This is a genomic window from Enterobacter sp. BIDMC 27, assembly GCF_000534415.1.
Taxonomy (GTDB): domain Bacteria; phylum Pseudomonadota; class Gammaproteobacteria; order Enterobacterales; family Enterobacteriaceae; genus Enterobacter; species Enterobacter hormaechei_C.
In genome coordinates this window covers 4,600,558-4,612,622 of record NZ_KI973178.1, presented here as the reverse complement: position 1 = coordinate 4,612,622, position 12,065 = coordinate 4,600,558, and the positions used below count along the sequence as shown (strand labels likewise).

Sequence of the window (12,065 nt, the reverse complement as noted above, 5' to 3'; positions counted from 1 at the left end):
CAATCCTTAATGATAACCTTCGGTATCAGACACTTTGCCCCGGAAGACGTAGTAGCTCCAGGCGGTATAAACCAGGATCACCGGGATGATTAACAGCGTACCAATCAGCATAAACAGCTGGCTGGCAGGCGGCGCGGCGGCTTCCCACAGGGTGATGTGCGGCGGAATAATGTGTGGCCACAGGCTGATGCCCAGGCCGCTAAAGCCGAGGAAGATCAGGCCCAGCGTTAACAGGAACGGACGGGCATGGCTGTCGGGATTGCGCGTCAGCCGCCAGATCCACAGGCTGAATACCGCCACCAGAACCGGAACTGGCAGGAACCAGAAGAAGTTAGGCAGAGTAAACCAGCGCTCGGCGACAAACTGCCAGCCGAGCGGGGTCCAGATACTTACCACCGCAATAACGGCGATCAGCGCCAGCAGCACATGGCGGGTCAGCTCGCGCATCCGGTTTTGCAGCGCGCCTTCGCTTTTCATGATCAGCCACGTGGTAGCCAGCAGGGTATAGGCGACAATTAAGCCCAGCCCGCAGAACAGATTAAACGGGGTGAACCAGTCCAGCGAGGAGCCCACAAAGCGACGCCCTTCCACGTCAAAGCCGTTGATCATCGCGCCAACCACGATCCCCTGGCTGAAGGTTGCCAGCAGGGAACCGCCGGCAAAGGAGTAGTCCCAGAATTTGCGGTGTGAAGGGGTCGCCTTAAAGCGAAACTCAAACGCCACCCCGCGGAAAATAAGCCCGATCAGCATGGCCGTCAGCGGGATGGTCAGGGCATCGATAATCACTGCGTAGGCCAGCGGAAACGCGCCGAACAACCCTGCACCGCCGAGAACCAGCCAGGTTTCATTTCCGTCCCAGACCGGGGCGACGCTGTTCACCATCACGTCGCGCTCTTTGGCATCGCCCACAAAGCTGAACAGCATGCCGATACCGAGATCGAAACCGTCCATGATGATGTACATCAGCGTGGCGAAGACAATAATGGCAAACCAGATGACCGGGATATCGACGCCCATCAGATCTTCTCCTCTTCCGGAACGGACTCGGCGGCGGACAGCGGACGGGCAGGAGTGCCCGACGTATTAGACGTTAGCGTGCCCACAGGCTGCGGACCTTTTTTAATCAACCGGGCGAGATACACATAACCCACGCCAAACACCGAACAGTAGACCACGATAAAGGCCAGCAGGCTGATGCTCATCTGCAACGTGCTGTGCAGAGACACCGCATCTATCGTGCGCAGATAGCCGTAAACGACCCACGGCTGGCGGCCCACTTCGGTGGTGACCCACCCGGCGAGCAGCGCGAGCAGTCCGGCAGGCCCCATACAGAGGGCAAACCAGTGGAATAGCCGCGAGTGATAGAGTCGACGGCGATAGCGCAGCCAGACACTCAGCACGCCAAGGGTAATCATCAGCAGCCCCATGCCGACCATAATGCGGAAGGACCAGAAGACGATGAGCGAGTTAGGGCGGTCCTCTTTCGGGAAATCCTTCAGCGCCGGGACCTGTTTATCCAGGCTGTGCGTCAGGATCAGGCTGCCGAGCGCGGGAATTTCAAGCCCGTATTTGGTGCGCTCCTCTTCCATATCCGGTACGCCAAACAGCAGCAGCGGGGTGGCCTCGCCGGGCGGGTTTTCCCAGTGGCCTTCAATCGCGGCGATTTTGGCAGGCTGGTGCTCAAGCGTATTCAGGCCGTGCATATCCCCAACCACGGCCTGAATGGGCGCGACCAGCAGCGCCATCCACATGGCCATGGAGAACATTGTGCGAATAGCGGGCGTATCGTTACCGCGCAGCAGATGCCATGCCCCGGATGCGCCCACAAACAAGGCGCTGCACAGGAAGGCGGCGATGGACATATGGATCAGGCGGTAAGGGAATGAGGGGTTAAAGATAATGGCCAGCCAGTCTTCGGGAATGACCTGACCGTTCTGAATACTGAAGCCCTGCGGGGTGTGCATCCAGCTGTTGGAGGCGAGGATCCAGAAAGTGGACATCAGCGTGCCCAGCGCCACCATGCAGGTGGCAAAGAAGTGCAGGCCGGGGCCGACCTTGTTCCAGCCGAACAGCATCACGCCTAAGAAACCAGCTTCCAGGAAGAAGGCGGTTAGTACTTCATAGGTGAGCAGAGGGCCGGTTATGCTGCCTGCGAACTGGGAAAAGCCGCTCCAGTTAGTCCCAAACTGGTAAGCCATGACCAGCCCGGAAACCACGCCCATACCAAAATTGACGGCGAAAATTTTCAGCCAGAAATGGTATAGCGAGCGCCAGACATCATTTTTGGTGCGAAGCCACATGCCTTCGAGAACCACCAGATAGCTCGCAAGCCCGATGGTGATCGCCGGGAAGAGAATATGAAAAGAGACGGTAAAGGCGAACTGTATCCTGGCCAGATGAAACGCATCAAGCTCGAACATGCTCCGTACCTCTGGAACTGATAGCGCACAAGGCATTGCCAGACAGCCTCAGGCTGCCTGGCAAAACCGGTTACGGTTTTTTCTTACCTGCGCCAAGCTCGGCACCGGTAAGCGGATCGGCATTAGGGTCGGATTTCGTGCGTGCGCACATCGCTTTGACCAGCGTTTCCTGCTCTGTAGTGAGCGTTACGCTTGCGCCGCCGTCACCGCCATCGACCGCTGGCTGAGGAGATTCCACGTAGTCGAAGTGCTTATCGCTGTTCCAGCTGCCGCGAACTTCTCCCCCCTCAGACATATTGTAGTACTTGTTGGTGTACTCTTCGATTGGCGGCAATTTACCCGGTGGGAAATTGTTACGGATCGACTGGAGTGCCTTCTCAAACGAGAGCTGGTGTGCTGCCTCACGCGTCATTAAAAACGCCAGCGCATCTTTAACACCCGGATCGTCCGTTACGTTAATAAGCCGTTCGTAGATAATTTTGGCGCGCGCCTCGGCCGCTATGTTAGAGCGCAGATCCGCGGTCGGTTCGCCAATGGTATCCACGTACGCCGCCGTCCACGGTACGCCTGCGGAGTTAGTAAGCGGAGTACCGCCGCCGTAGAGCAGGGAGGTGATATGACTGTCGTTGCCGTTCTCGGTCATGGAGCGGTACAGTTCCGCTTCATTTTCAACGCCTTCCGCCAGTTCGCCTTTCGCACCCTTATTGAGCATACCCACCAGGGTGCCGATAATTTCCAGGTGACTTAACTCCTCGGTCGCGATATCCATCAGCATATCTTTACGACCGGGATCGTCGTCGCTCAATCCTTGCGTAAAGTAACGACATGCCGCGGCAAGTTCGCCTTGTGGCCCGCCAAACTGCTCAAGCAGAAGATTGGCCAGGCCCGGATTCGGTTCGGCTACGCGTACCGTGTATTGCAGCTGTTTTACGTGTCGAAACATACATTCTCCCTATTTCGTTATTTTTTAGCTTCAACGCCATCCGCGTCGGAGCGCAGCAGGAACTGTTCCGTCGTCTGTGGAATATGCTGGAGCAGCCAGTCTGCCATCTGGCGCTCTTCTTCCAGAATGGATTCAAGGGCTGGAATGGAGGCGGTATCGCCTGCTTGTTTGGCCGCAGCCAGCAGAGAGGTGTAGCAGGCAATTTCAAACTGCTCAAAAACGTAGCCGCTGATAGAGCCTTTAACAATTTCGTCGGAAGGGAACATGCCGCCAATGGACTGGCCGAGTGCCGCCATTTTGCTCATGGAATCTTTTATGACCGAACGGGAAATATCATTGCGGTCGAGAATTTCTTCCAGCACGGTAATTTGGTGTTTAGTTTCATTAACGTGTTGTTCAATTCGTGCACGTAAGTCGGGATAATTATCAATACGGCTGGCCATTGATTCCAGCATGGATTCGGCTTGCTTTTCCATCGCATGGGCATCGCGTAGCCAATCATGGTAGTGTTCTACATGATTCATAATTAACTCCTGTGATTTATTTTCTGGTTAATTTTTGGTGCTGATGCTCATCAGATATTAATTATCCTTTCTGGGCTTTTTGATTAATATTACCGACAGCCAGATCGGTTAATTTGAGATCGGTTTCTTTTTCTTCTTCCAGCGTTTCGGCAAGAAGTTTAACGGCTTTTTTATAGCCTAATTGTTCAGCCAGGGTGGCCAGGGTGCCGTAGCTGGCAATTTCGTAATGTTCAACTTTCTGAGCTGCGGCAATTAATGCAGCGTCACGCACTTCATTTTTCTCAGTGCTCTCAATAACTTCGTTGGCTTCTTCAATTAAGCCTTCCATCGCAACGCATTTCATGCGCTTCAGTTTGAGGCCGGATTCCTGCTCAATAATCTGATCGATACGTTCGATCTGTCCCTGCGTCTCTTCGAGGTGAGCCGTGAACGCGGCACTCAGCTTCTCGCTGGATGCGGCGCGAGCTAATTTGCTTAGCGCGCGGGTCAGCTGCTTCTCAGCGCTGTAGGTGTCGGATAACAGGTGAATAAATACATCTTCAACAGTTTTCATATTCATATTTTCGCTCCAGTGAAATAAAGGGAAGGTACTGCGAGCCGACGGGCCCGCAGCATGCTCTCGGTATATTTATAAGAGCTTTAAATAAGATCAGGAGTTATCAGATTTACGGCCTCCGCCGTGACTACTCTGTCCCCCTTTCTTACCCGCTTCAGATGCGCGTTGCGGATCGTTTTTGAAATTACCGCCGCTGTGCTGGCCGCCTTTACGTCCAGCTTCTGATGCCTTTTCACGGTCTTCAGCGAAATTACCGGAACCACCACGATGTTGCTCTGCCATATATCAACCCTCATGTTGCGTTTATGTCAGGAGATACGATAAGTAATTCGTATCAGTTGTCGTTCAGAAATTAACATTAGTCGTTATGTGAGAAGAGTCAAATTTCTTGTCTGGGTTGTTTTGCGGTAATTTTGCAGGGAGTGAAGAAATACCGCTTCGTTACGAGTTTTAAAAACGGATGGGAAATCCATCAGTTAGATGAAAATAAATCCGGAGGTTAAGATTGCGCTTAGCTAATAATCCTAATGTGAACGTGGCGTGAATTATTACAAGAATTGACACAGCGCAAAAATATATCTTCGCAACGGGTGTTCTTGTATTCGGAATAATCCTATGAACGTGAAGAAGTCATGCGCTGAAAAGAGTGTGGCTAAACCTCGTTTTTGACGTGGTCAGGCGGATCGGGTGAGGGTATGCTTCTTTTGTCACCACAATAATTACAGAGGCAATGTCATGGATCAGGAGCTACTGGATGCGGGGTACCGGGCCTATACCGGTGAGAAAATCGATGTCTACTTCAACACCGGGATCTGCAAACACTCGGGCAACTGCGTGCGCGGCAGCGCGAAGCTGTTCGATCTGAAGCGTAAACCATGGATCGCGCCGGATGAAGTAGATGCAGAAACGGTTATGCGCGTAATTGATACCTGCCCGAGCGGTGCGCTGAAGTACCGCCAAAAATAAGCGAGGAACCATGGAAATTCTTGAAGGCCATAACAAGTTTTACGTCAACGACGCCGAAGGCAATCAGGTAGCGGAGATCGTCTTTGTCCCGACCGGCGAGCATCTGAGCATCATTGAGCACACCGATGTGGATCCGAGCCTGAAAGGGCAGGGTGTGGGTAAACAGCTGGTGGCGAAGGTGGTAGAGAAGATGCGCGGTGAGAACCGTAAAATTATCCCGCTGTGTCCGTTTGCGAAGCATGAGTTTGATAATACGCGGGAGTATGACGATATTCGGGCGTAAAACAGATGCCCGGCATTGCGCCGGGCAGCATACTCAACCCACAAACATCACCGACACACACAGCACACCCACAATCAGCGTCAGCAGGTTACCGATGGAGCGGTACGGTTTTAATGACGGGATCAGGTACGTCGACAGCGTCGGCATGATGAACAGGATCATGGCGATAAGCGGACCGCTGATGGCGTAAATCATCGAGATGGCATTCGGGTTAATGCAGCAGACCGCAAAGGTAATCAGCGACACGCCGAGAATCGAAACCGCGCGGTTAAAGGCGCGACTTTTCTTCACACCCACCTGATTCAGCGACGATTTCACAATTTCCGTTGCCCCTTCAATCACGCCAAAATAGGTGCCGAGGAACGATTTCGACATCGCAATAATCGCCACGATAATGCCGGAGATGCCCAGCCATGCCGGGGACGATGGCATCATCGACAGCGCGGACAGGATCGTCACCCCTTCCTCTTTTGCCGCCACGATATACGACGGTGGAATCGAAAGCAGGCAACTGAACACAAAGAACAGCACGCTGAGGCAGATGATCAGGTACGCCACTTTCATGATTTTTTTGCATTTACCCATCGCCTCTTCACCGTATTTCTCGCGACGGTCTACGGCGAAGGTCGAGATGATCGGAGTATGGCTAAAAGCGAAAACCATCACCGGGATCGAAATCCACACCTGGTGCAGCGTATGCTGGTCGAAGGCCATCTGGCTGGTCAGCAGCGACGGCTGCCAGCTGCCCGTCAGATACAGCGAGACAAACAGGAAATAGGCGATCAGCGGAAAGACAAGGAAACCCATCACCTTAATGGTGATGTGCCGCCCCATCAGGAAGATCAGATTCAAAATCAGCACTACGCCAAAGCTCACCAGCATCCGCATGCCGGTATCCACCGTCATCCGTTTCGCCAGCTGTTCAGTGAGTGAGTTGGTTATCGCCACCGCGTAAATCAGAACTACCACAAAGAAGGCCACAAAATAGAGTGTGGTGATCAGGTTGCCGATCTTTTTGCCGTAGTAATGCGAAACGGCACCGGTGATCCCTTCGTTGCCTTTCGTCTTCGACGACAGAATAAATTGCGCCAGCGCTTTATGCGGCCAGTAGGTTAAGGGATACGCCACAAGGGCGGTAATCAGCAGGACAATCGCGCCAGCAGAGCCGAGCTGAATGGGCAAGAACAGGGTTCCTGCGCCCACGGCAGTGCCGTAGAGGGCGAAACTCCAGAGAGTCTCTTCTTTTGACCAAATTTTCGACATTAGAGCAACGTATCAACTATAAAACGAACAAAAAGGAGTGCAATTTACCATAATTATGCGTTGAGGTCGCCGTTGCTTCGCAGGGGGTGGGCCGGAGCAGGTCTCCGGCCGGAAGGTTATTCGCTTGCCAGGGCGCGTCGTTGCTGGCGGCGCTTGATGATTTTCTCCCGCAGGGTGTCGTACGCCCAGTTGTAGAGCATGGTGTACGGCAGGAAGAACAGGAAGAAACCAATTTCCAGGGTAAAAGCCTGTAGCAGCGTCACGCCCAGCACGGCGGCAACGATGGTTACGCCAATCACAATAAAGCCGCATTCAAAACCCAGGGCATGCAGGGCGCGCACTTTCGCCGTGCGCTTCACCCGCTGGACGGGCCAGAAACGGTCGAAGCCAAAGTTATAGATAATGTTCCAGAGCATTGCCGTGGTCGCCAGAATAATGGTGAGCCCCCCCATTTCAACCACCGAGCGCTGCATTAGCCACGCGGCCGTCGGGGCGAGGATCGCCGTAGCAATGCCTTCAAAACAGACGGCATGGAAGATCCGCTCCGGCAATTTACGTTGGAGTGCATCCTGATATTGCATATTTACCTCATATAGACGCCAGTATGGGCGTTGATGCCGCCTATTCTTATCGTTTAAGGTGATATATAAAAGATGGTATCCATCGATAAAGTAGATACATCATGCGTTACTCTCCCGAAGCACTGACCGCGTTTGTTGAAACTGTCGCCGCAGGTTCGTTTTCTGCTGCGGCACGGCGGCTGCGTAAAAGCCAGTCCACCATCAGCACCTCCATTGCCAACCTTGAAGCTGACCTTGGCTTTGAGCTGTTCGATCGCTCGGCGCGTCACCCGGTATTAACCGCCCAGGGTGAACAGGTGCTGGGCTATGTCCAGTCGATACTCGCCGCCAGCGCGCGCCTGGATGAGCTGGCCGTATCGTTAACCGCGCAAACGGAGGCGCGTTTTACCTTTGTTCTCTCCGATACGCTTAACCCGGCCGTGCTGGAAGAGATGATGAGCCAGTTCGACCAGCGTTTTCCGCACACGGAATTTGAGTGCCTGATTGGAGAAGAGGAGGACGTGATCGATCTGCTGCAAAAGGAGCGGGCGCAAATTGGCCTGACGGAAGCGCGCGACAGCTACCCGACCGATATTGGCGCGACCCGTCTGCCTATGCAGACGCGGATGGCCATCTACGTTTCTGCCGGACATCCTCTGGCAGGGCAACATGAGACGCAGGCGGACGAGCTGCATGGCTGGCGCGAGCTGCGGCTGAGCACCTATCTTGAACGGGAAGCGCCCCTTTCGCGCGGGCCGGTCTGGTCTGCGCCGAATTACCTGTTACTGCTGAGCATGGCGGTACAGGGCTTTGGCTGGTGCGCGTTACCCTGCGCGCTGGTCGACGAATTTGCCGCGTCGAAATCGCTGGTGCAGCTGAACGTGCCGGGCTGGCCGAGGTCGATTGCCATCGATCTGGTATGGAACAAACGAACCCCGCCCGGCGTCGCCGGAAGCTGGCTGCGCCAGTACTTACAGGACGCACGATAATCCTGTGACTAAACTCACTAATTTTAAACATTTGCGTCAATTGTTGATAACAATCCTCTACTATCGTCATGTCATTTTGCACAGAGGTCGTGATGAAAGATGTCGTTATAGTGGGTGCGTTACGTACGGCTATCGGCTGTTTTCAGGGAGCGCTTGCGCGTCACTCTGCGGTTGATCTTGGCAGCGTGGTGGTAAGAGCGCTGGTGGAACGCAGCGGGGTTGCCGCACATGAAATTGATGAGGTGATCCTGGGCCAGGTGCTGACCGCTGGCGCGGGACAAAACCCCGCGCGCCAGGCGGCGCTGAAGGGCGGCCTGCCTAATACCGTTTCGGCAATTACCATCAACGACGTCTGTGGTTCAGGTTTGAAAGCGCTCCATCTTGCAACGCAGGCCATCCAGTGTGGTGAAGCGGATGTGGTCATTGCCGGCGGGCAGGAGAATATGAGCCGCGCCCCGCATGTCCTGACCGACAGCCGGACCGGCGCGCAGCTCGGAAACAGCCAGCTGCTTGACAGCCTGGTTCACGACGGGCTGTGGGATGCCTTCAACGACTACCATATGGGCGTAACGGCGGAAAACCTGGCGCGGGAATACGGTATCAGCCGCGAGCTTCAGGATGCATATGCCCTCAGCTCACAGCAAAAAGCGCGTGCAGCGATCGACTCCGGGCGTTTTCGCGATGAAATTGTCCCGGTCAGTACCCAGCGCCAGAACGGTGAAGCGCTCATCGTCGATACCGACGAGCAGCCGCGCACCGATGCCAGCGCAGAAGGGCTGGCAAAACTCGATCCGGCCTTTGAAACGCTCGGTTCCGTAACGGCAGGCAACGCCTCATCCATTAACGACGGTGCGGCGGCGGTGATGATGATGAGTGAAAGCAAAGCCCAGGAGCTGGCGCTGCCGGTGCTGGCGCGGATTAAAGCGTTTGCCAGCGTGGGCGTTGATCCCGCGTTAATGGGGATCGCCCCGGTCTATGCCACGCGCCGCTGCCTGGAGCGGGCGGGCTGGGAGTTGAACGATGTGGATCTGATTGAGGTCAACGAAGCTTTTGCTGCACAGGCGATCTCGGTCGGGAAAATGCTGGAATGGGATCCGCTGCGGGTCAACGTCAACGGCGGAGCCATCGCGCTGGGCCATCCCATTGGCGCCTCCGGCTGCCGCATTCTGGTGTCGCTGGTCCACGAAATGAAAAAGCGTAACGCCCGAAAAGGGATCGCAACGCTCTGTATTGGCGGGGGGCAGGGGGTGGCCCTGGCTATCGAACGGTAATTTCTCCCTCTGCGCACAGAAAACCTCCCACGGGAGGTTTTTTTGTGTCCGCAGAATCCTTTTTTAACACTTATGCGTTCTTTCTGAAGCCCGCAATAATTATTGCGCGGTTAATTATTTGCTTTGTGAAGTGCTTAATGTGATCTCACGCCTGAAATTTACGGTTAATACCCTTTTTTTGTTGATGGGGTTCACGTCAATCTTTGCCAAAAAAAATGAAACAAATAATTTCGATCCTTGTCACTAAAATAACGGTGCATAAAAAATAAACTCAAGTTTCATAAAAACGAAACGTTATTTTAATTGAGGGTTTTTTCATGTTTAAGAAATCTCTGCTCCTTGCTTCCCTTATTAGTGCCTCTTTTGCGGCTAGCGCCGTTACCGTCGATCTGCGTCACGAATATATTGACAGCGGCTCGAATGCCGACCGTGTTGCCGTCTCGCACCGCTTTGATAATGGCTTCGGTTTTTCAGTCGAGGCGAAGTGGAAATCAGGCGGGGACAAGGCAGATCAGCCATTCGCGGATGTAGTGGGGAACGGTCACGAAGATCAGATTAGCTGGCGCTGGAAAGCGACAGACAATATCGCCCTGACCCCTGCGTTTACGATTGAAAGCACAGACAGTCGCACCATTTATAAACCGAATCTGCATGTGCAATATAGCTTCGATAATGGCTTCTACGTGGCTGCGCGTTACCGTTACGAATATACCCGCTACCCGTCAAGCTCAAATAAGGACGACGATAAAGTTAACCGTGGCGATGCGTGGGTCGGTTGGGTATTAGGTGACTGGCGTACCGAGCTGAACTATGTTTACGCGAAAAGTTCTGAAGGCGTGGCCCGAAATAACAATAAAGATTATTCCAACGAATATAATGCCAAGCTGGCCTACAAATGGGATAAAAACTGGGCGCCGTATGTGGAGGTGGGCAACGTGGGGGTTAAAGACACGGACGAACGCCAGACCCGGTTCCGTTTAGGCGTGGCGTACTCCTTCTGATAATTTATCTTCTTCGCTAAAAGCGCCACCCGGCAAAAAGCGCCGCGTAATCACTCAAAAAAAAGCCCTCCGAATCGGAGGGCAAGGCCAGTTACAGAAACACTAACTCAAGTCAGGCATGCAACATTTCAGGTTGCTCAGGGAGTTTCGCGATATAGAGGGCCGGTTTGCCGTCTTTATCGGAACTGTACAGCACCGCTTTTTCGTCCGGCGTGAAGGACGGATGCGGGTGGGTTACCTGGCGGCTGTTCGCCACCGTAGCCCATGAGGTGTCATGACGGGCGATGCGGTAACAGGCTTTCTTCGCCACGTCAAAGGCATACAGATAAGGATCGTTATCAATGGTGTAGCCGCCGGTGTCTTTCACATCGACAGGCGTACCGGAGCCGTCGCCAACCAGCAGGGTGCCGTCGACGTTGCTCATCAGGTGCGAACAGGCGGGCATATTCATTACCGCTTCATTCACGCCGGTGTCCGGGTTGAAGCGGGAGATGGTGCGCCCTTGCTGACCTTTCAGGTAAGAAACGTAGATCAGCGCGGACCCGTCCGGCACCCAAAATTCATGTGTACAGCTTTCACCTTCCGCGTGCGTTTTCACTTTCCGCACGTTGCTGCCATCTTCGTTGACCAGCCACATGCGGGCGTCGACCAGGTCGTGCGGCCCTTCATGACAGAAGGCCACGGTATTGTCATCGAACGGGCGATATATCGGATGTCCCAGCCAGATCTTCTCGTCATGAATGGTGGTGCTTTCACCCGTTTTCAGATCAACGCGCAGCAGGCGGCAGTGCGGCCCTTTGTGGAAGAAGTCGTGGAAAATTTTCCAGTCGTTGAGTGGCGTCCAGTCACGTCTGGCAATCTCAATACCCACCAGTTTGGTGCAGTCGCTGTTCGCGACCCAGGTGCCGTAGCCGACCCACTCTTCCGGGACGCGGTACACTTCGCGCTCTGCCAGCGTCTGTAAATCCACCTCCAGCAGGGTGCGATCGTTCTTCACATAGTAGAGGGATTTATCGTCCGGAGAGAGGAACCCGCCAAAGGTGTTATCGCCCGCGCCTTCGGTCAACTGTACCGCTTCGGCTTTTTTCAGATCCAACAGGTAATAGTTCCAGTGACCGTCGAACTCCCCGGCGAACAGCAGGTGGCTGCCATCGTTAAAGAAGCACTTCTGGTAAAAGTAGTTGCGATGACAGGTTACTTCCGGTGGGGTCAGGCGGGTGACTTCCACGCCTGTATCCGGATCGCGGCTGACCTCATAGTTCAGCTTGACCCGCATACCTTTAGCCATA

At 54.1% G+C, this 12,065-nt stretch carries 14 protein-coding genes; 5 read left to right on the top strand and 9 right to left on the bottom strand.

Going from position 1 to position 12,065, the window contains the following annotated elements; all coding sequences use genetic code 11:
* Positions 1–6 precede the first annotated feature (6 nt).
* From cydB to L463_RS01180, 6 genes are all read right to left on the bottom strand, one after another.
* Positions 7–1,017 carry a cytochrome d ubiquinol oxidase subunit II gene (gene cydB, locus L463_RS01155; RefSeq protein ID WP_015571779.1) on the bottom strand — a complete coding sequence of 337 codons (1,011 nt, stop codon included), beginning with the start codon at positions 1,015–1,017 and terminating at the stop codon, positions 7–9.
* Positions 1,017–2,420, bottom strand: a complete 1,404-nt coding sequence (locus L463_RS01160; protein ID WP_032102926.1) for a cytochrome ubiquinol oxidase subunit I — start codon at positions 2,418–2,420, stop codon at positions 1,017–1,019. The genes cydB and L463_RS01160 overlap by 1 nt, the downstream gene beginning before the upstream one ends.
* A 70-nt stretch (positions 2,421–2,490) precedes the next feature.
* The gene (locus L463_RS01165; protein ID WP_015571777.1) at positions 2,491–3,363 is read right to left on the bottom strand and encodes a manganese catalase family protein; all 873 of its coding nucleotides are present in this window, start codon (positions 3,361–3,363) and stop codon (positions 2,491–2,493) included.
* Positions 3,364–3,380: 17 nt separating this feature from the next.
* The gene (locus tag L463_RS01170) at positions 3,381–3,887 is read right to left on the bottom strand and encodes a ferritin-like domain-containing protein (protein ID WP_017382870.1); all 507 of its coding nucleotides are present in this window, start codon (positions 3,885–3,887) and stop codon (positions 3,381–3,383) included.
* 61 nt (positions 3,888–3,948) lie between these two features.
* Complete coding sequence (locus L463_RS01175) at positions 3,949–4,446, bottom strand: YciE/YciF ferroxidase family protein (RefSeq protein WP_003862851.1); 498 nt, start codon at positions 4,444–4,446, stop codon at positions 3,949–3,951.
* A 90-nt stretch (positions 4,447–4,536) separates the two neighbouring features.
* A complete protein-coding gene (locus L463_RS01180) occupies positions 4,537–4,725 on the bottom strand; it encodes a con-10 family general stress protein (protein ID WP_015571775.1) in 189 nt (62 codons plus the stop codon).
* Positions 4,726–5,178: 453 nt separating this feature from the next.
* On the opposite strand from L463_RS01180, the gene yjdI reads away from it, so the two are divergent.
* Complete coding sequence (gene yjdI, locus L463_RS01185; protein ID WP_015571774.1) at positions 5,179–5,409, top strand: 4Fe-4S mono-cluster protein YjdI; 231 nt, start codon at positions 5,179–5,181, stop codon at positions 5,407–5,409.
* Between the two features lie 10 nt (positions 5,410–5,419).
* Positions 5,420–5,692, top strand: a complete 273-nt coding sequence (locus L463_RS01190; RefSeq protein WP_003862848.1) for a GNAT family N-acetyltransferase — start codon at positions 5,420–5,422, stop codon at positions 5,690–5,692.
* Between the two features lie 33 nt (positions 5,693–5,725).
* On the opposite strand, the gene L463_RS01195 is transcribed toward L463_RS01190, so the two are convergent.
* Both L463_RS01195 and L463_RS01200 read right to left on the bottom strand, forming a co-directional pair.
* Complete coding sequence (locus tag L463_RS01195) at positions 5,726–6,955, bottom strand: amino acid permease (RefSeq protein ID WP_003862847.1); 1,230 nt, start codon at positions 6,953–6,955, stop codon at positions 5,726–5,728.
* 116 nt (positions 6,956–7,071) lie between these two features.
* Positions 7,072–7,536, bottom strand: a complete 465-nt coding sequence (locus tag L463_RS01200; RefSeq protein WP_017382868.1) for a multidrug/biocide efflux PACE transporter — start codon at positions 7,534–7,536, stop codon at positions 7,072–7,074.
* Between the two features lie 101 nt (positions 7,537–7,637).
* On the opposite strand from L463_RS01200, the gene L463_RS01205 reads away from it, so the two are divergent.
* The 3 genes from L463_RS01205 (at position 7,638) to L463_RS01215 (ending at position 10,776) form a co-directional block, all read left to right on the top strand.
* Complete coding sequence (locus L463_RS01205) at positions 7,638–8,504, top strand: LysR family transcriptional regulator (protein WP_015571771.1); 867 nt, start codon at positions 7,638–7,640, stop codon at positions 8,502–8,504.
* Between the two features lie 92 nt (positions 8,505–8,596).
* The gene (locus tag L463_RS01210; RefSeq protein WP_017692722.1) at positions 8,597–9,775 is read left to right on the top strand and encodes an acetyl-CoA C-acetyltransferase; all 1,179 of its coding nucleotides are present in this window, start codon (positions 8,597–8,599) and stop codon (positions 9,773–9,775) included.
* Between the two features lie 317 nt (positions 9,776–10,092).
* On the top strand, positions 10,093–10,776 hold the full coding sequence (locus L463_RS01215; RefSeq protein WP_003862842.1) for an oligogalacturonate-specific porin KdgM family protein: 684 nt from the start codon (positions 10,093–10,095) through the stop codon (positions 10,774–10,776).
* A gap of 112 nt (positions 10,777–10,888) precedes the next feature.
* Here L463_RS01215 and L463_RS01220 read toward each other — a convergent pair whose 3' ends face one another.
* On the bottom strand, positions 10,889–12,064 hold the full coding sequence (locus L463_RS01220) for an oligogalacturonate lyase family protein (protein ID WP_032102925.1): 1,176 nt from the start codon (positions 12,062–12,064) through the stop codon (positions 10,889–10,891).
* Between the last annotated feature and the right edge of the window lies 1 nt (position 12,065).